The following is an 18,895-nucleotide window of genomic DNA, read 5'->3' on the forward strand; positions in this document are numbered from 1 at the left end:
TGCTGCAGTGTGCCGCAGTGCGGCTACACCCGCATCGGCATCAGCACGTAGAGCGCGGTCTCATCGGCCATGTCGTGGATTAGCGTCGGCGAGCCGGCATCGGCCAGCATGAACTTGGCTTCCGTGCCGGTGAGTTGAGCAGCGACGTCGAGCAGATATTTGGCGTTGAAGCCAATCTCGATCGGGTCGGACGAATAGTCGGCCGCCAGTTCCTCGGTGGCGCTGCCCGAATCCGGATTGTTGACGGCAAGCGTCACCTGGCCTTCGGTGATCGAAAGCTTCACCGCGCGGCCGCGCTCGGAGGAAATGGTCGAGACGCGATCGACGGCGGCGGCGAAGCTCTGGCGGTCGATGATCAGCTTCTTGTCGTTGCCGGTCGGAATGACGCGCTGGTAGTCCGGGAAAGTGCCGTCGATCAGCTTCGAGGTCAGAACCACGCTGCCGATGGTGAAGCGGATCTTGGTGTCGGACAATTCGGTGGTCACCGCGACATCGGGATCGTCGACCAGCTTCTGCAATTCGCTGACCGTCTTGCGCGGAATGATGATGCCCGGCATGCCTTCGGACCCGGCCGGAGCGTCGATCTCGGCGCGCGCCAGGCGGTGACCGTCGGTCGCCACCGAACGCAGCTTCAGCTTGCCGCCAGTTTCATGCGTGTGCAGGTAGATGCCGTTGAGATAGTAGCGCGTCTCTTCGGTGGAGATGGCGAACTGGGTCTTTTCGATCAGGCCTCTCAGGGCGACGGAATCGAGCCGGAAGATGTGTGAGAAGGACCCCGCCGAAAGCTCCGGGAAATCGGACTGCGGCAGGCACTGCAGGCGAAAGCTCGAGCGGCCCGACGTCACCGTCATGGCGTTGCCGTCCTCATCGGTCTTCAGCATCACTTCGGCGCCGTCGGCCAGCTTGCGCACGATGTCGTAGAGGAGGTGCGCCGGAACCGTCGTCGCCCCGCCGCGCTCGACCTTTGCCGGCGTCGCTTCGGTCACTTCGAGGTCGAGGTCGGTGGCTTTCATTTCAAGGCTGGCGCCCTCGGCGCTGAGCAGCACGTTCGACAGGATCGGTATGGTATTGCGCCGCTCGACCACGCGATGAACGTGGTTGAGCGACTTCAGGAGATTGGACCGTTCCAGGATAACACGCATGACGAAACAGGCTCGCTTGAATGAATGGACGGGTCACCAGTGGGCGGCGCCCCGCGAAAGGTCTGAACAGGCTCAGAATCTATGCAAACTGACAGGAAAAAGCCAGCAAACGCAAGTCCGGGCCACCGGTTCGCGCCGGTTAAGCGGGCTTTCTGGGGATAAAGCGGACGTTGGCCGGCAACCGATGCATAGCGCCGAAAACTGCGCAGCGGTTTTGGGACAACGACATGCATCAAAACAAGAAAATTTAAAGCGCGACGACCGAATACTCTAACCCGGCGCGCTCCGTTTGCCGCGCCGATCAGGCTTGGTCGTTGATCAGCCTGCGCAACAGTTCCAGTTCCTGCGCCAGCGTGTTGTCGACGCCGGAAAGGTCCTCGATCTTGCGCACCGCATGCAGCACCGTGGTGTGGTCGCGCCCGCCGAACCGCCGGCCGATCTCCGGCAGCGAGCGCGGCGTCAATACCTTCGACAGGTACATGGCGACCTGCCTGGGCTTCACGATGGTGCGCGTGCGCCGGTTGGACAGCAACTCGGTCTTCGACACATTGTAGTGGCGCGCCACGATGCGCTGGATGTCCTCGATGCGCACCCGCTTCGGCTCGCCAGAGCGATAGATGTGCCCCAGGATCTCGTCGATGCGGTCGATGGTGATCGCCGGCTCGAACGACTGACGAAACAGCAGTTGGTTGAACGCGCCCTCCAGCTCACGCCCGCTGCCGGTGACGGTACGGGCGACATGGTTGAGGATCTCCTCCGAAATATTGAGCGACGCATCGTCGACCTTGGCCGTGGCAAGCCGCAGCTTGAGCATGCCGATGCGCATGGCGAAGTCCGGCGCCGACATTTCCAGCGCGACACCGCCATTGAGGCGCGAGCGCACCCGCGGTTCCAGCGATTCCAGTTCCGACGGCGGCCTGTCGGCGGCAACCACCACTTGCTTGGCGCTGTCGAGCAGCATGTTGATGAGATGGCAGAATTCGTGCTGGATCGACTTGCCCTGCAGGAACTGCATGTCGTCGATGATCAAGAGGTCGATGTCGCGCAGCTGTTCCTTCAGCGTCAGCGCATTGTTGTCGCGGATCGCGGTGGCGAAGCGCCACATGAAATATTCGGCCGTCAGATAGACGACGCGCGATTTCGGGTTCTGTTTCAGGGATTCGGCCGCAATCGCCTGCAAAAGGTGCGTCTTGCCGAGCCCGACGGTTGCATGAAGGAACAGCGGGTTGAAGCGCACCGCGCTCGACTGCGATTCCGCCACGGCTTTGGCTGCGGCGAAAGCCACCCGGTTCGACGGGCCTTCGATGAAGGAGCCGAACGTGTAGCGCGGGTCGAGCGGCGACCCCAGCACATTGTGCCGGAATTCGCTCTCGATCGGCGTGCCGGGACGAGGGGCGGGCGCCCGCTCCACCCTGCCGGGGCCGACCGTGCCGGCCGCCAATGCGGTCTGCGTATGCTTGGTCATCTTGCGCGCCGGCACGACCTCGGGTTCGACGCCATTGCGGGCAGGACGGGTCGCGGTGCGCACGACCATCTCGATCTTGAGGATTTCGGGATCCTCGTGCTTCCACAGATCGGCGATGAGATCGAGATAATGGCCATTGATCCACGAGCGCAGGAAGGCCGTGGGCACCGAGATGCGTACAATGCCCCGGGAAGCCTCAGCCACCTTCATACGGCCGAACCAACTCGAATAGACCTCGGTTCCCAGGCGCGCCTTCAACTGGGCCTTGACCCGGTCGAACTTCTGTTCCGCGTCGCTGGAAGCCGCCATATCGTGCGCTCCGACCAATGTTCCGGGAAATGGCAGGTCGCCCGTAAGCTCCCGCTCGATGCCGCTCTGCATGATTGTGCGTCCCTTTTCCTTTGTACCTTTTTTCCGCCGGGAGTGCGCCTCCTGCACCCATGTTTCCGGCGACCGTATCTTCGCTACAACACCACCGCCGCCGCCGGCGGATGACGTTGCCTCGTCAGAATGGGATCGGTCCCGGCTGCTTAAGGCCAGTCCGTCTGACATGTTCGGGCAAAGCGGTGCTACCCGGCGAAAACGCCGGTGCGCCATCAAGCTGCCATGTACAATTACGCCAGTCCCCTATCGTATCGAAAAGGCAAGCCATACCCGTTCGCGGAATTGATCCACGTCATGAATTCTGCCACTGTTAGCTGGCCGATTCAGGCTGGGTTAAGGGCTAAGGCCCGTCCCTTTCGATAGATCGACATTACCGAAATCGCTGTGGATAGGGCAAGGCCACCTCTAACGGATTTTTAAGGAATCTGGTTAGTGAACAACGGTTCGGGCTCCGTGCTGGAAGCGCATATTTTGACAAAGCCATTGGGATTCAAACCCTTTTGCCGCGAATATGAAAATGGCTGTGCGGTTTGAAATTTTCTGAAATAATTCGCTTGACACCAACTTGCTGCCTATCGCCCACAGGCGATGTGAACAAGCTGTGGATCACTTCCAGCAAGTCGTTGAAAAACATCAGCAATTTGTGACAGCCAAATTTATTGGCGTGGGCCGTTTCGGCGGATTGGAATATCAGTGGGAGTGTATGTGCCGGCAAAGCATTCCAGACTCTGGAATGCGGCTCGGGCGTGCTTTGCGGCCGTTCTTTTTAAGTGCTTGCCGGCAAACGAAAAAACCCGGCGCGATTGGCCGGGTTTGAAAGAACGACAGTTCAGGAACGGTCAATCAGGCCGACAGCACCTTGAGGCGGTGAGCCAGACGCGACACCTTGCGCGATGCCGTATTCTTATGGATCACGCCCTTGGTCGCGGCGCGCATCAATTCCGGCTCTGCGGTCTTGAAGGCTTCCAGCGCGGCTGCCTTGTCGCCGGCAGCCAGTGCCTCTTCGACCTGGCGGACATATGTACGCACGCGCGAGCGGCGGTTCTTGTTGATCGCTGCGCGGCGGGCGATCTTGCGCGTTGCCTTTTTGGCCGAGGAGGTATTGGCCATGATGCCTCTCTTCTGATCTGGTGGGCGCATGCGGGATGCCGCAGGGCGCAAAAAACAAACGGGCAGCCAACGGCCGCCTCGGTTGGAGCGGCTTATAGTTCAGCTTTTCCGGCGCGTCAACGCCGCTTTGGCTTCTTTTTGGTCCTCTCCGCCGCCACTCTAGCGATTGGTGAAATTCGGCTTCCGCTTCTCGGCAAAGGCTGCCATCCCTTCCTTCTGGTCGTCGAGCGCAAACAGCGAGTGGAACAGCCGGCGTTCGAAGCGCAGTCCCTCCGCCAGCGTCGTCTCGTAGGCGCGGTTGACTGCCTCCTTGGCCATCATCACCGATGGCAGTGAAAACTCTGATATCCTGGCCGCGGCCTTCATCGCCTCCTCGATCAACTCGCCGGCCGGCACGACGCGCGAGGCCAGGCCGCTGCGCTCGGCTTCGGCGGCATCCATCATCCGACCGGTCAGGCACATGTCCATGGCCTTCGACTTGCCGACAAAGCGGGTCAGCCGTTGCGACCCGCCCATGCCGGGAATGACGCCGAGCGTGATTTCGGGCTGGCCGAATTTCGCCGTGTCGGCGGCAATGATGAAATCGCACATCATCGCCAGTTCGCAGCCGCCGCCCAGTGCATAGCCGGCGACCGCCGCGATCATCGGCTTGCGCGCACGGGTAAACTCTTCCCAGCCGACGAAGAAATCCTGCACATAGGCCTCCGCGTAGGTGACGGCCTGCATTTCCTTGATGTCGGCGCCCGCCGCAAAAGCCTTCTCGGAACCGGTGATGACCATGGCGCCGATGCCGGGATCGGCGTCGAACCCCTTTGCCGCCGTCAGCAAATCCGCCAGCACCTGCGCGTTCAGCGCGTTGAGCGCCTTGGGCCGGTTCAGCGTGATCAGGCCGACCTTGCCGCGCGTCTCGACGATGATGGTTTCATAGCTCATGGGCTGGCCTCCTGGTTGCGGCACTGAAGGACCGTCTAGCTTACCGCTGGCAGGTCCGGCAATAAAAGGTCGAGCGGCCGCTTTGCACGATGCGCTCGATGTGGCCGCGACAGCCGGGCGTCGGACAGGGCTCGCCTTCGCGATCGTAGACCGCGAAGGAATGCTGGAAATAGCCCAGCGACCCGTCTGTGTGCACATAGTCGCGCAGCGAAGACCCGCCGGCGGCGATCGCATCGGCGATCACCGAACGGATTGCCTCGGCCAGTCGTTCGCTCTGTTCCTTGGCCTTCTTGCCGGTCCCCGCGATGGTGCCTGCCTCGCGCAATGGCGACAGGCCGGCGCGCCACAGCGCTTCCGACACATAGATATTGCCGAGCCCGGCAATCAGCTTCTGGTCGAGCAGCGCCGCCTTCAACGGCGATCTGCGGCCCTTCAGCAGCGAGGCGAGCAGGGTGCCTTCCAGCGCATTGCCGGTCGGCTCGACGCCCAGTCCCGCCAGCATCGGATGCGCGTCGGCCAGGCCTTCCGCAAACAGCATGAAGCCGAAGCGACGCGGGTCGTTGAAGACCACGCGAGACTGGACGCCGACAGGCGACACGACATGGAACACCACATGGTCGTGCTTGGCATCCTTCGAGCGCTCCTGATGGAACGTGCCGGGCGTCTCTTTGTCATCAGCGGCCTCGATGCGGAACGAGCCCGACATGCCGAGATGGCAGATCAGCACGGGGCCACCGTCCAGGTGTATGGTGAGATATTTGGCGCGGCGGCCAAGCGCGATGACCGTCTTGCCGGTCAGCCGCTGCGCAAATTTCGCCGGAAACGGAAATCTGAGATCGGGCCGGCGCGCCTCGACGCGCACGATCCGCGCGCATTCCAGAACCGGCTGCAGGCCGCGCCGGACCGTTTCGACCTCGGGCAGTTCAGGCATGGCCGCCTATCGCCGCATGGAAGGAAGCGCCGTGGCGGCCGCGCGCCAGCTTGAGGTGTTCGGCGACCGTCTCGCCGATATCGGCGAAGGTGGTCCTGAGCCCGATGTCGCCGCCCGTGAGACCCGGTGCGATGCCGATGACCGGGATGCGTTCGCGCGTGTGGTCGGTGCCACGCCATGTCGGATCGTTGCCATGGTCGGCGGTGAGGATGAGCAGATCGCCCGGCTTCAGCTTTGCCAGTGCCTCGGGCAGCCGGCGGTCGAAGGCTTCGAGCGCCGCAGCATAGCCGGCGACGTCGCGGCGATGGCCGAACTCGGTGTCGAAGTCGACGAAATTGGCGAACACCAGGTCGCCGTCGCCGGCATCGTCCATCGCGCCCAGCGCCTTGTCGAACATTGCCATGTTGCCGGGCGCCTTGCGTACTTCCGAGATACCGCGGTGGGCGAAGATGTCGCCGATCTTGCCGACCGCGATCACCCGGCTGCCGCGCCCGGTCAAGCGGTCGAGCAGCGTCGGCTCAGGCGGCGGCACGGCGTAGTCATGGCGGTTGTAGGTGCGCTCGAACGTGGCTGATGTTTCGCCCAGGAAAGGCCGTGCGATCACCCGTCCGATCTTCAGCGGGTCGACCAGCCGGCGTACCGTCTTGCAGAACTCGTAGAGCCGCTCCAGGCCGAAATGAACTTCGTGCGCTGCTATCTGCAGGACGGAATCGACCGAGGTGTAGCAGATCGGCTGGCCGGTGCGGATATGCTCCTCGCCGAAGCGCTCGATGATCTCCGTGCCGGGTGCATGGCAGTTGCCGAGAATGCCTGGGACCTTGCCCTCGCGGATCATCGCTTCGGTCAGTTCGGCAGGGAAGGCGGGCACCTTATCGGGGAAATAGCCCCAGTCGAACCGCACTGGCAGCCCGGCGATTTCCCAGTGACCCGACGGCGTATCCTTGCCGCTCGAAATCTCCTGCGCGGCGCCGTGGAAGGCGGAGGCTGAAACGGCGGCTTTGCTGTCGAATTGGAAGCCGGTTGCGGTTTCTGCTGCGCGGCCGAGACCGAGCGAAACCATGGTGGGCACCTTCAGCGGTCCCTCGCGCAGGCCCTCGCGATCGGCGCGGGCTTCCGCGCAAGCCAGCGCGATATGTCCCAATGTGTTCGAGCCGGCGTCGCCATAGCGTTCGGCATCGGCGGCGCCGCCAATGCCGAAAGAATCGAGAACGAAGAGGAAAGCGCGTGACATAGGTGCCGTCATTGCCAGTCTGGTTGACCAGACATAAGGTCCCGTCGCGGCATTGGCAAATCGTAAACCAGGCGGCAACGGCCTGACGCGATGGTCGCGAAGTCGGGCAGGCGTGGTGTACGCATCCTTGAGACATGCAATGCGCTTCAAGGAACGGTGTGCGGGGCATGGATCGATGAGACGGGCTGACCTCGGTTGGAGTGCACTGGCGACCACCGTAGCACTGCTGGCCTCGCAGCTCGCCGCGCACGCCGACTGGCGCGACCAGATCGGCACGTTTCGGATCGGCATCGTTGCCGAGCCGGGCGCCGGCAACACGGTTCCGGGTCTGGCCATGCTGACTGACGCCTACGGCAGGGCGCTCGGCATGAAGGTGGAATTCGTCGTCGCGCATGACTATGCGGCGCTGATAGAGGCACAGGCCATTGGCCGGATTCAGTACGCGGTCTATTCGGCGACCGCCTACGCCACCGCCTCGGAGCGCTGCGGCTGCGTCGAACCTCTTGTGGCGCCGGTCGATGCCGACGGTGCCACGGGCATCCGCTCCGTGCTTTTGACGCGCGACGGCAGGCTTTCCGATCTCGCGGCCCTGGAAACGCACCGCATCGCCATGGCGCCTTCCGACAATGTCGGCGGTTCGCTTCTACCGCTCGCCGGGCTGGCGGCCGACGGCATCAAGATCAGCCAGGATGCGCCATTCCTCGCTCATGCCGGCTCGGCTGCCGCCGCAGAAGCGATGCTGGTCGATGGCCAGGCCGATGCCTTGTTCGGCTGGGAGCGGGCCACGGCGGAAAACCGGACGGCGATTGCTGGCGATCAGCCGGCTGATCCGGACGGCACGGCGGCGCGACTGGAGGCGGCGGGCATTCCAGAAGCCGCGCTCCAGATCATCTGGACCTCCGGCGTGCTCAGATACGGCCCTCACGCCGTCCGCAGCGATCTCGACCCCGAAGCCAAACGCCGACTGACCGTCTTCCTCACCAATCTCAGATCGCAGTCGCCGGAAGTCTACGATTTCGTGGAATCGAAACATTCGGGAGGGTTCACGCTCGCCGCTGCGAGTGACTATGCGATGGCCGATTCCATCGTGCGCCTGGTGTCGGGCAGCACCGACAGCGGCGCGCAATAAAGCCGGGGTCGGATGGGCCAGAGCTGCTTCAGCAATCGCTGCAGGGGATCGACGTGGTCCGGCGCGGCCTGAGATAGTAGGTTTCGCTCATCGTTATCTTGCCTTCGTTGAAGGCCGAGATAAATCCGAGCGGCTTTTCGGAGCCTTCCGACCAGGAGATGATCGGTTGGTATGCTAGAGTGGTTTTGACACGAATGAGGAAAGTCCCCGCAACATTGAGCGTCGCCGGAACGGTGGTGGAAGTTGTCGGGTTGGAGTCGCGGCCAGTCTTCCCATCCAGCACGCTCCAGGACCACGCCACCTTTGCTTGCGGTATCGGATTGTTCGGGTCGGTTCTGATGTCGATTGCCGTAATGGAGATATTGGCGACCGAGCGGTTGTAAGGCTGAAGGCTGGAGTTGCCGATCTTCATGATGTCGGTGAGATCTGCGTTGACCACCGACGTTTGCTGCGTGACGAGGTCGGCAACCATGGAGCTGATGCGGCTGACCTTCTTGCTGGCCTCGATGGCTTGCGAGGCCTCCATCGTAATGAAATACATGATCAGCAAGACAGGCACGATGAGGGCAAACTCGACGGCCGCTATGCCGCGCCGATCGGAAAAAAACCGCGCCGCTCTCTTCCAGCTAACCGACATCCCCGGATGTGCCCCCGCACGAAACATGCACTTTTCCTTTTGCTTACACGTGCAATTTCAGTTGTCAAATGGCTCGTTTTGCCACGTTGTCGTCGCGTAATGCAGAGTCTTGCCGCCATCCATATTCGACATGTATTGAGCCATGAAATCGGTCATGACCGGCCAAGGGTAAAAGACCCGCAGCATGTTCTTTGATTCTGCCGGACCTATTGTAGGGGTCCCGAAAGCCGGGTCCTTGCCTGTATCCGGATCCTTGCCCGTCAGCGTGATGGTCGAGCCGGAAATCGTGAAACCCGCACTGGCTGCCCCGGCAAAGGTCTTGAACGGGCGCAGATCCACCAGCAAACCGGGGCAACCCTTCGCGACAATGATCTCGAGTCTGGCGCAGACCAAGCCCTTCAGCTTCTCTTCCGTCACATCGGCTTGCCTCAACTGGCCAGTACGCAACTGACGGGCGATATCATCGGTGATGTTGGCCATCACCTCCTGTCCGGCAAATGAAACGCAGCTCTCGAGGATGGCGAAGACGAGAGCCGCAAACGGTAGCGCAAGCATCGCGAATTCTATCGCCGTGCTGCCGCGCCGATCACGAAGGAAACGACGGGCAAACGTCACGCGCCCTGCCTTGGCCTTGCAGATCTCGCGTTCTGAATCCTCGTCCAAAACGTCGCCCATATCCCGTTCCTGCGATCCTGATGCGGTACCGTCAGCACCACTATCAAGAACCCATTTAGCTCCGGTTTGAATGACCGTTAAATTCGACCAGGCGACATTAACCGGCCGCTAACCGACGCGGCTTTCCCGAGACAATCGAGCCAACTGAGGCGCTTACTGCCCAGCGCTCATCTCGGCTTCGGACGACTTTTCCGAGTCGCTCTTGTACGAGCTTTCGCAATAGGGCGTGCAGGACATGGTCTGTACCGAGGCGCGCCTGTAGATACGCACGGACGACGCGTCCTGGCGCACCACGGTCACCTGCTCGTCGACGATCGGGCTGCCATCGTGGTCGAGGACAACCAGATTGGTGACGCCGAACCCCTTGCCAGTCAGTACGATCGTCGATGCATCCTGGACGGAGGCGTCGGCAATCGCCGGATTGCCGACGACTATGGTGTCGGCGGGGCGTGTCAGTTTGACGATCTTGGCCTGATTCATCGTCACTTCGATGCCGGCTCCGGCCTTGGCCGGCAGCACAAAAGCCGGGACGGCGAGAAGCGCGACAAGCAGGAATGACGATTTCATGGCAGTCATCAAGGCGCTCCACAGCGGCAAAACTTGTTCAAAGAAACATGAAGGAGATTGGTGAACCAACGGTTAAACCCTTGACCGGCGCCGGGGTATTCGCACCAATCCTGCTGCCAGCTAATGTAACAATGCATCCTGCCGATAGCCGTGAAATTACAGCTCTTCACGGGCAGGCGAGCTACTGTCCAGCGTTTAGTTTACGGTTAACCACGCAAGCTGTTCGAAGCGGGAAAGGAATCGGTAAGGCTGTTTATTAAGCCGATTGAAAGAGCTTCTCCGTAGATTGGCAGCATCCGATCAACCACCACAGAAGTTGACGGAAGTGCTGTAACACGTGGAGTAGGAGCTCTCGAATGTCTAATCTCATCGCACGTTTCGCGAAGGACGAATCCGGCGCGACCGCTATCGAATACGGTCTGATCGCAGCTCTCATCGCGCTTGCCATCATGGTTGGCGCTGGTCAGCTCGGCAATGCCCTGAACAACAAGTTCAAGGACATCGCGGATTGCGTGAAGGATCCGACGAACGCTGCTTGTAAGTAATAGTCTAGCATCCTGTTTCGACGGGTAGACTGGAAGGGCCGCCTCGCTGGCGGCCCTTTTGTCTTTGAAGATCGTTTGGCTTTGGTCTTTGCTGCGCCGCTTGGCGCCCTGACATTTCCCGGGATTTGCCCCGCATCAGCAGAACTCACCAATCCTTAACCCAAGCCGCCTAACCTGCAGCCATCGTTGCCTTTCCAACCATGAGAGACCGATGCTCAACGCGCTGATCTTCGTTGTCTTTCCGTTTTGCATGCTTTTTGCGGCGATCTCCGACGCGCTGTCGATGACAATCTCCAATCGGGTGCCGGTGCTGCTTGTGGCCGTCTTTGCCGTGGTTGCGCCACTGACGGGTATGGACTGGGCAACTTACGGCTGGCATTTCGCCGCCGGCGGCCTGGTGCTGGCCGTGACTTTCGGTCTGTTTGCGCTCGGCGGCATGGGCGGCGGCGATGCCAAGCTTTTGGCAGCCACGTCCATCTGGATGGGGCTCAACATTCACCTTGTCAATTACCTCGTGGCTTCGACGTTCATCGGTGGCCTGCTGACGCTCGCCATTCTCCTCTATCGGAAATCGCCGCTGGCGACCTACACCAGTCACAATCCGGTCCTGCGCCATTTCGCCGACGAGATGAATGGCGTTCCCTATGGCATCGCACTCGGCATTGGCGGGCTGCTGACCTATCCGGATTCGCCCTTGATGGAATGGGCATTGGCAAGGTTGGCGACCTGATGTAGCGAACCTCCTCTGCCCTTCCGGCATCGATCCTGAAAAGAGGCGGCTTGGCCGCCTTTTTCATTTGTCGGAGCATGGTCGTGTAATTATGTAAACCTTGAATTAATCACGATCGTAAGCATTGTATTAACCTTGTTTTGACGATTGCCGCTGCAAAGTCCGGCCTGGCTAGGTGGTTGCCTAAAGGCGAGGGTTCGGACAGATGCCAGCATCCCGACTGATCATTCTGGGCGTGGCGGTGGCCGCAGCGGGTGGTGCAGGTTATGTTGCCAAGAATATGGTGGCGGTCCCGCCCCAGCAGGTCGTCGTCGATGCCCCGCAGGTGCCGGCCATCGCCTTGCAGGATGTGCTCGTGCTTTCCGGCGACGTGCCGATGGGAAGCCCGCTTGAGAACAATCTCAGCTGGGAGTCCTGGCCGTCCGATGGCATCAATGCGAATTTCATCACCCGTGCCGCCGAACCCGAAGCGCGGGAGAAGCTGAAGGGCTCCGTCGCCCGCATGGCGATGTACACCGGTGAGCCGCTGCGGCGCTCCAAGCTGATCGGCGAGGGGCAGAGCTTCATGTCTTCGATCCTGCCCACCGGCATGCGTGCCGTCGCCACCGCGATCTCGGCCGACACGTCGGCAGGCGGCTTTATCCTGCCTAACGATTTTGTCGACGTCATCATGACCCGCAGATCCGACACCGGCAACGCCGGTAGCGGATTCACCACCGAGACCATCCTCAAGAACATCCGCGTCCTGGCGATCGATCAGACCATCCAGGAGGACGAGGAAGGCAAGAAGACCAGGGTCGGACAGACGGCGACGCTGGAGCTGACGCCGCAGCAGGCCGAGATCATCACCGTCGCCCAGCAGATGGCCGATCGCCTGACGCTGGCGCTGCGCTCGATCACCGACAACAAGGAAAAGGGTACCGATGAAGCCGACTACCTCGTTTCCGGCAATGGGCGGCGCGGAACGGTGCGGTTGATCAAATCGGGCGAAGTTTCCGAAGTAGGGGCAAGGAAATGAGGTTAGTCGCTAGACTGCCGGTCACCACGGCTGCGGCCATCGGTCTGCTTTTTCTCGGAGCCCATGCAAGTGGCCTTGTCGACGCCAAGGCCGCCGGAAAGAGCGTCGGGGTCATGGCCTCGTCGGCCACGCAACGTGTCAAGCTTGGCCTCAACAAATCGGTGGTCATCGATCTGCCGAGCGACGCCTACGACATCCTGGTCGCCAACCCCGCGGTCGCCGATGCGGTGACCCGCACCGCAAGGCGGATCTATCTGTTCGGCAAGTCGGTGGGCGAAACCAACATCTTCGTCTTCGGTCCCAATGGCGAGCAGATCGCCAGCCTGGATCTGGCCGTCGAACGCGACGTCGCCGGATTGGAAGATTATCTCAAGCGCTTCCTTCCGAATGCCGAGATCAAGGTCGAGTTGCTGAACGACAACGTCGTCCTGACCGGGACGGTGGACACGCCGCTCGATGCCAAGCGCGCCGTCGATCTGGCAACCATCTTCGTGTCCGGCGGTGAAGCGACGACCGGTCAGTATTCGCAGACCGCGGCAGGCGGCAATGCCAATGGCGGCGTCGACATCAACAATCCGGATGCCGAACGCCGGGTCTCGAAGATCGTCAACCTGCTGCAGATCATCGGCGACGACCAGGTGACGCTGAAGGTGACCGTGGCCGAAGTCAGCCGCTCGGTGATGAAGCAGCTCGGCGTCAACATGGTTGGCAAAGGCAGCTCCAACGGCATCAGCTTCAATGCGACCAGTGACACCTTCCCCGGCCTAGGCAAGCCGTTGTCGAGTTCGGGGGTCAATTTTGCCACCTCTGCTCTGCAGGGCTACATCACTGCGATGGAGCAGTCCGGCGTCATGAAAACGCTGGCCGAGCCTACTTTGACGGCCGTCTCCGGTGAGAAGGCGACCTTCAAGGTCGGCGGCGAGTACAATATGGTCAGCGCCGTTACAAATGCCAAGTCGGATGCCAATCAGAATGCCGACAGGGTTTGGACGGCTCAGAAAATCGAATACGGCATCGGCCTGGAATTTCAGCCTGTGGTGCTGTCGCCCGGTCGCATCAGCCTGAAGGTCAGGACGTCGGTTTCCGAACCGACCACCGAAGGCGCGGTCTCTTTCGGAGACACCAACGTCATATCGCTGCGCAAACGTTTGGCCGACACGACCGTGGAACTGCCTTCGGGTGGATCGATGATGATAGCCGGCCTCGTCCGCGACGACGTCAGGCAGGCGGTAAACGGCTTGCCCGGACTGACCAAGATCCCGGTGCTCGGCACGCTGTTCCGCAGCCGCGATTTCGTCCGCAACGAAAGCGAGTTGGTCATCATCATCACGCCTTATCTGGCGCGGCCGGTGGCGCGCAACGACCTGGCCAAGCCGGATGACAATTTCAACGCCGCCGGCGATGGCCCGGCCATGTTCCTTGGCCGCGTCAACCGCGTCTACGGCACCATGCAGACAGACAAGCCCAACGGCCGCTACCACGGCGTTGTCGGCTTCATCTACAAGTAAGCGGGGAGCGGACATGTCTCAGTCAGCATCGAAGGCAGTGGCGGTCGCCGCGACAGTGCGGTCCGGCCGTGCCCGGATCAGCCGATCGGCAATGCCGATCCTGGCGATCGCGATCGCCGCCTCGCTCGCCGGTTGCGCCAAGCGCGACAGCATCACGGTTGGGGCGATTCCCGATGATTATCGCACCACGCATCCGATCGTGATTGCCGAGAAGAACCAGAAGCTGGACCTCCCGGTCGGCGCCGGCGATCGCGGCATGACCGGCTCGCAGCGCGACACGCTTCTGGGCTTCCTTGACGGCTACGACAGGAGCGCTGCCCCGGCGCTGACGATCGCAATCCCGATCGGCTCGGCCAATGAGGTGGCGGCGACTGCCGCGGCGCGCGATTTCGCCAGGCTGGCGGTTGCCGGCGGCATCAAGCGAAACCGGATCGTGGTGACCTCCTACCAGTCGGTTTCCCCGGAGGCCTCGGCGCCTATCCGCGTTTCCTATATTTCGGTGAGAGCCCAGACCGACAAATGCGGGCGCTGGCCCGAAGACATCCTCGCAACCTCCGAAAACAAGCACTACGCCGATTACGGCTGCTCCTCTCAAAACAACCTCGCTGCGCAACTCGCCAATCCGGCCGATCTGCTCGGGCCAAGAAAGTCGTCCGATATCGACGCCGAGAACCGCGGCGCGGTGATCGACGTCTATCGCGGCAGAGGTATTTCGGACGAGTTCCTCGGCAGTTCGGAAGTGACGTATTAGGAGCGCCGGTCCCGCGTAGAGACCGGAACGAGAAGTCACGGAAAAGAGCATGACGATGAGCAATCTTGCCTACGACACGCCCGGAGACGGCGGCGACAGCTCCCAATCGGATATTGCAGCGATGCAGGCGCTGCGGCCGGTGCCGCGTATTTCTATCCAGGCATTTTGCGAGACGGAAGGTGTCGCGCATCCGGTGGAGCGGGCCGGCGAGGATCGCCGCATGGCCAAGGCGCATCTGAAAGTGCATATGGGCGGCATCGCCACGGCGATCGAATTCTATCAATCGGCGCCGACGCCGAACCTGATCCTGCTGGAATCGCGCAGCGAACCGAAGCAGTTGCTGGAGCAGCTTGCCCAGCTTTCCGAATATTGCGATCCCTCCTCGAAAGTCGTGGTGATCGGCCACTACAACGATGTCGGTCTTTACCGCGAACTCATCCGCTTCGGTATTTCCGAATATGTCATCGCGCCGGTGTCGATGGCCGATATCGTCTCCGTGGTGTCATCGATCTTCGTCGATCCGGAAGCCGAGCCGATCGGCCGCTCGATCGCCTTCATCGGCGCCAAGGGCGGCGTCGGCTCCTCGACCATCGCCCACAATGTAGCGTGGGCGATGTCATCGCTGTTCAAGTCGGAAGTGGTCGTCGCCGATCTCGACCTGGCTTTCGGGACGGCCAACATAAATTTCGACCAGGACCCTGCGCAAGGCATCGCCGAAGCCGTATTTTCGCCCGAACGCGTCGACGAGGTCTATCTCGACCGTCTGCTTGCCCAGTGCGCCGAACATCTGTCGCTGCTCGCCGCGCCCTCCACACTGGAACGTGTCTATGATTTCGATCCCGATGCCTTCACGCAACTCATCGATACCGCCCAGCGCAGCGTGCCGCTGCTGGTGCTCGACGTCCCCCATATCTGGACGGGCTGGACCAAGAACACACTGATCAAGGCCGACGAGATCGTCATCACGGCGACGCCGGAACTGGCCAATCTGCGCAACACCAAGAACCTGGTCGATATGCTGACGAGGCTTCGCCCGAACGATCCGCCGCCGAAGCTGATCATCAACCAGGCCGGCGTGCCGAAACGGCCCGAGATTTCCGCTTCCGACTTCGCCGAGCCGCTCAGCCTCACGCCGATGTCGGTCATCGCCTTCGACCCGTTGTTGTTTGGAAATGCCGCCAACAACGGCCGCATGCTGGGCGAGATGGATGCCAGGAGCCCGGTCGTCGGCATGATCAACGAAATCGCGCATGTCCTGACCGGTCGCAGCGAAATCAAGGCCAGGAAGAAGGCAGGCCTTGGCGGCCTGCTCGGCAAGCTCTCGCGTAACAAGAAATGACGCTCCCCTCCAAATCAAGAAGTAGAGCATGATGTCGTTCGAAAACCGCTTCGGCATCATGTTCTGGACGGAATTGGTAGTCGATCATGTTTGGTAAAAGAGGCTCCGACGACGGCGGCCGGTTCACCCCGGAGTTCCGTCAGCCAGCACCGGCGCCAGCGGCGCCGGCCACTGCAACGCCTGCGGACATGGCGGTACTTGCCCGGCCCGCGGCAGCGCCGCCTGGAGCGCCGGGAACCCCGCCAACTCGCCGTGCCGTTGAGGCGCCGTCGATGGCGCCGGAGCCGCCAAAAAAGATCCAGCGCGAAAAAAGTGAAACCTACTACGACACCAAGAGCCAGGTCTTCTCCGCGCTCATCGACACCATTGACCTGTCGCAACTCGCCAAGCTCGACCCTGAGAGCGCGCGCGAGGAAATCCGGGATATCGTCAACGACATCATCGCCATCAAAAATTTCGCAATGTCGATCGCCGAGCAGGAAGAGTTGCTCGAGGACATCTGCAACGATGTGCTGGGCTACGGCCCGCTGGAGCCGCTGCTCGCCCGCGACGATATCGCCGACATCATGGTCAACGGCTCCAAGAACGTCTACATCGAAGTCAACGGCAAGGTCGAACAGACCGGCATCCGCTTCCGCGACAATCAGCAACTGCTCAACATCTGCCAGCGTATCGTCAGCCAGGTTGGCCGCCGCGTCGACGAATCGAGCCCGATCTGCGACGCCCGCTTACCCGACGGCTCCCGCGTCAACGTCATCGCCCCGCCGCTCTCCATCGACGGCACCGCGCTCACCATCCGCAAGTTCAAGAAGGACAAGCTGACGCTCGATCAGCTGGTCAAGTTCGGCGCCATCTCGCCGCAGGGCGCCGAGATCCTCAAGATCATCGGCCGCGTCCGCTGCAACATCGTCATCTCCGGCGGTACCGGCTCCGGCAAGACGACGCTGCTCAACTGCCTGACCAACTATATCGACCGCGAGGAACGCGTCATCACCTGCGAAGACTCGGCCGAACTGCAACTGCAGCAGCCGCACGTGGTGCGTCTCGAAACCCGCCCGCCCAATCTCGAGGGCGAAGGCGAGGTGACCATGCGCGACCTGGTCAAGAACTGCCTGCGCATGCGGCCCGAACGCATCATCGTCGGCGAAGTGCGCGGACCGGAGGTTTTCGACCTGCTGCAGGCGATGAACACCGGCCATGACGGGTCGATGGGAACGATCCACTCCAACAGCCCGCGCGAATGCCTGAACCGTATCGAATCGATGATCGCCATGGGCGGCTATTCGCTGCCGCAGAAGACCGTGCGTGAAATCGTCGTCGGCTCCATCGATGTCATCATCCAGGCAGCACGCCTTCGCGACGGCTCGCGCCGCATCACCCACATCACCGAGGTGATCGGCATGGAAGGCGACGTCATCATCACGCAGGATATCGTGCTCTACAACATCAAGGGCGAGGACTCGAATGGAAGGCTGCTTGGCGAGCACGTGTCGACCGGCATCGGCCGTCCGCACTTCTGGGATCGCGCCCGCTACTATGGCGAGGAACAGCGCCTCGCCAATGCGCTGGAATCGATGGAGAAACGCGCTGACTGACGCATATCGAGGTTGGAAGCAATTCCAGAAAAAGTGTGAAGCGGTTTTCCCGGGAAAAGCGCGTAGCGCTTTCCCTTCGGAATTGCGTCAAAACAAAGCGATAGCGCATATCGCCGTTTCCTTGAAACGGCGATATGCGCTGGGGACCGAGGTCGATGTTCGGAATTGACACCACCGTACTGGCGTTCATCGTGCTCGCCGGCTTCAGCGCCGGTGCGGTCGCCTATGCCTTCCTGTTCACCAAGATGAGCAACGAGAAGCAGGCCGGCAAGCGGCTCGAGACGATCAAGGCCGCCGAGACCGATCGTTCGGTCGTCAAGGCTTCGCGCGACCGTGTCGCGGAGGCGGTCAAGCGGCGTAAATCTGTCCAGGACACGCTGAAACAGCTCGACGAAAAGCAGAAAACCAACGAACTCGCCGTCAAGAAGCCGCCGTTAAAGGCCCAGATTCGTCAGGCCGGCATGCAGGTCTCGATCGAGCGTTTCTATATCTACTCCGTCATTTGCGGCATCGCGCTGACGGTGCTTGCCTATCTCGCCGGCGCGCCGCTTCTGGTCCTGCCGGGCGCGCTGCTGGCGGGGGCGCTCGGCCTGCCGCGCTGGTTCGTCTCGTTTCGCCGCGCGCGCCGGGTCAAGGCGTTCCTCAACGAATTTCCCAACGCCCTCGACATCATCGTGCGCGCCGTCAAATCCGGCCTGCCGCTCAACGACGCCATTCGCCTGATCGCCAGTGAATCGCCGGAGCCGGTCAAGACCGAGTTCCGCCGGATCGTCGATTCACAGCAGATTGGCATGTCCATCCCCGATGCCACCTTGCGCATGGCTGAAACCATGCCGTGCAGCGAGGCAAGCTTCTTCGGCATCGTTATCCAGATCCAGTCACAGGCCGGCGGTAATCTCTCCGAGGCGCTTGGCAACCTGTCGCGCGTGCTTCGCGATCGCAAGAAGATGAAGGCCAAGGTCCAGGCGCTTTCCATGGAAGCCAAGGCGTCGGCCGTCATCATCGGCGCGCTGCCTTTTGTCGTCGCCCTTCTCGTCTATCTGTCGAGCCCGAACTACATCATGCCGCTGTTCACCACCAGCACCGGCAATCTGATCCTCGGCTGTTCCGGCGTCTGGATGTCGATCGGCATTCTGGTGATGCGCAAGATGATGAACTTTGAAGTATAGGCCGACCTTGGAAAGCTCGAAACGAAAAGACTGAAA

General features: G+C 61.4%; 19 protein-coding genes. 10 read left to right on the forward strand and 9 right to left on the reverse strand.

Features of this window, described 5'->3' with window-relative positions; genetic code table 11:
* Window positions 1–23: 23 nt before the first annotated feature.
* Complete coding sequence (gene dnaN, locus NKJ88_RS10105) at window positions 24–1,142, reverse strand: DNA polymerase III subunit beta (RefSeq protein WP_023669575.1); 1,119 nt, start codon at window positions 1,140–1,142, stop codon at window positions 24–26.
* Window positions 1,143–1,443: 301 nt separating this feature from the next.
* Window positions 1,444–2,988: a chromosomal replication initiator protein DnaA gene (dnaA, locus tag NKJ88_RS10110; RefSeq protein ID WP_031193297.1), complete on the reverse strand. Its 1,545-nt coding sequence runs from the start codon at window positions 2,986–2,988 to the stop codon at window positions 1,444–1,446.
* A gap of 568 nt (window positions 2,989–3,556) precedes the next feature.
* On the opposite strand from dnaA, the gene NKJ88_RS10115 reads away from it, so the two are divergent.
* Window positions 3,557–3,808, forward strand: a complete 252-nt coding sequence (locus NKJ88_RS10115) for a hypothetical protein (protein ID WP_155922475.1) — start codon at window positions 3,557–3,559, stop codon at window positions 3,806–3,808.
* Between the two features lie 26 nt (window positions 3,809–3,834).
* On the opposite strand, the gene rpsT is transcribed toward NKJ88_RS10115, so the two are convergent.
* From rpsT to NKJ88_RS10135, 4 genes are all read right to left on the reverse strand, one after another.
* Window positions 3,835–4,101, reverse strand: coding sequence for a 30S ribosomal protein S20 (gene rpsT, locus NKJ88_RS10120; protein ID WP_023681995.1), 267 nt, complete (start codon window positions 4,099–4,101; stop codon window positions 3,835–3,837).
* Between the two features lie 159 nt (window positions 4,102–4,260).
* Window positions 4,261–5,034, reverse strand: coding sequence for an enoyl-CoA hydratase (locus NKJ88_RS10125; protein WP_023681994.1), 774 nt, complete (start codon window positions 5,032–5,034; stop codon window positions 4,261–4,263).
* 40 nt (window positions 5,035–5,074) lie between these two features.
* Complete coding sequence (gene mutM / locus NKJ88_RS10130; protein ID WP_023715311.1) at window positions 5,075–5,965, reverse strand: bifunctional DNA-formamidopyrimidine glycosylase/DNA-(apurinic or apyrimidinic site) lyase; 891 nt, start codon at window positions 5,963–5,965, stop codon at window positions 5,075–5,077.
* Complete coding sequence (locus tag NKJ88_RS10135) at window positions 5,958–7,196, reverse strand: phosphopentomutase (protein WP_023715312.1); 1,239 nt, start codon at window positions 7,194–7,196, stop codon at window positions 5,958–5,960. Before NKJ88_RS10135 ends, mutM begins: the two co-directional genes overlap by 8 nt.
* Window positions 7,197–7,371: 175 nt before the next feature.
* On the opposite strand from NKJ88_RS10135, the gene NKJ88_RS10140 reads away from it, so the two are divergent.
* Complete coding sequence (locus NKJ88_RS10140) at window positions 7,372–8,325, forward strand: PhnD/SsuA/transferrin family substrate-binding protein (protein ID WP_023681991.1); 954 nt, start codon at window positions 7,372–7,374, stop codon at window positions 8,323–8,325.
* Between the two features lie 28 nt (window positions 8,326–8,353).
* Here NKJ88_RS10140 and NKJ88_RS10145 read toward each other — a convergent pair whose 3' ends face one another.
* From NKJ88_RS10145 to NKJ88_RS10155, 3 genes are all read right to left on the reverse strand, one after another.
* The gene (locus NKJ88_RS10145) at window positions 8,354–8,962 is read right to left on the reverse strand and encodes a TadE/TadG family type IV pilus assembly protein (RefSeq protein WP_352444009.1); all 609 of its coding nucleotides are present in this window, start codon (window positions 8,960–8,962) and stop codon (window positions 8,354–8,356) included.
* A gap of 57 nt (window positions 8,963–9,019) precedes the next feature.
* Complete coding sequence (locus NKJ88_RS10150; RefSeq protein ID WP_050587055.1) at window positions 9,020–9,637, reverse strand: TadE/TadG family type IV pilus assembly protein; 618 nt, start codon at window positions 9,635–9,637, stop codon at window positions 9,020–9,022.
* Between the two features lie 153 nt (window positions 9,638–9,790).
* On the reverse strand, window positions 9,791–10,213 hold the full coding sequence (locus NKJ88_RS10155; protein WP_023681988.1) for a pilus assembly protein N-terminal domain-containing protein: 423 nt from the start codon (window positions 10,211–10,213) through the stop codon (window positions 9,791–9,793).
* A gap of 347 nt (window positions 10,214–10,560) precedes the next feature.
* Between NKJ88_RS10155 and NKJ88_RS10160 the strand changes: the two genes are divergently transcribed.
* The 8 genes from NKJ88_RS10160 to NKJ88_RS10195 all read left to right on the forward strand — a co-directional run bounded on the left by NKJ88_RS10160 (window position 10,561) and on the right by NKJ88_RS10195 (window position 18,859).
* Window positions 10,561–10,749 carry a Flp family type IVb pilin gene (locus NKJ88_RS10160; RefSeq protein WP_023699479.1) on the forward strand — a complete coding sequence of 63 codons (189 nt, stop codon included), beginning with the start codon at window positions 10,561–10,563 and terminating at the stop codon, window positions 10,747–10,749.
* A 211-nt stretch (window positions 10,750–10,960) separates the two neighbouring features.
* Entirely contained in the window at window positions 10,961–11,479 is a 519-nt protein-coding gene (locus NKJ88_RS10165; protein ID WP_023688722.1) for an A24 family peptidase, read from the forward strand.
* 205 nt (window positions 11,480–11,684) lie between these two features.
* Entirely contained in the window at window positions 11,685–12,497 is an 813-nt protein-coding gene (cpaB, locus tag NKJ88_RS10170) for a Flp pilus assembly protein CpaB (RefSeq protein WP_023823745.1), read from the forward strand.
* Window positions 12,494–14,005 (forward strand): type II and III secretion system protein family protein, encoded by a 1,512-nt coding sequence (locus NKJ88_RS10175; protein ID WP_023823744.1) that lies wholly within the window; start codon window positions 12,494–12,496, stop codon window positions 14,003–14,005. The genes cpaB and NKJ88_RS10175 overlap by 4 nt, the downstream gene beginning before the upstream one ends.
* A gap of 13 nt (window positions 14,006–14,018) precedes the next feature.
* Complete coding sequence (locus NKJ88_RS10180; protein WP_023823743.1) at window positions 14,019–14,756, forward strand: CpaD family pilus assembly protein; 738 nt, start codon at window positions 14,019–14,021, stop codon at window positions 14,754–14,756.
* A 55-nt stretch (window positions 14,757–14,811) separates the two neighbouring features.
* The gene (locus NKJ88_RS10185) at window positions 14,812–16,095 is read left to right on the forward strand and encodes a CpaE/TadZ family protein (RefSeq protein ID WP_023696715.1); all 1,284 of its coding nucleotides are present in this window, start codon (window positions 14,812–14,814) and stop codon (window positions 16,093–16,095) included.
* Window positions 16,096–16,181: 86 nt separating this feature from the next.
* The gene (locus NKJ88_RS10190) at window positions 16,182–17,690 is read left to right on the forward strand and encodes a TadA family conjugal transfer-associated ATPase (protein ID WP_023688717.1); all 1,509 of its coding nucleotides are present in this window, start codon (window positions 16,182–16,184) and stop codon (window positions 17,688–17,690) included.
* A gap of 155 nt (window positions 17,691–17,845) precedes the next feature.
* Window positions 17,846–18,859, forward strand: a complete 1,014-nt coding sequence (locus NKJ88_RS10195) for a type II secretion system F family protein (RefSeq protein WP_023669592.1) — start codon at window positions 17,846–17,848, stop codon at window positions 18,857–18,859.
* The last annotated feature ends 36 nt before the right edge of the window (window positions 18,860–18,895 follow it).

The sequence above is a fragment of the Mesorhizobium sp. M0016 genome, assembly GCF_040324035.1.
Classification (GTDB): domain Bacteria; phylum Pseudomonadota; class Alphaproteobacteria; order Rhizobiales; family Rhizobiaceae; genus Mesorhizobium.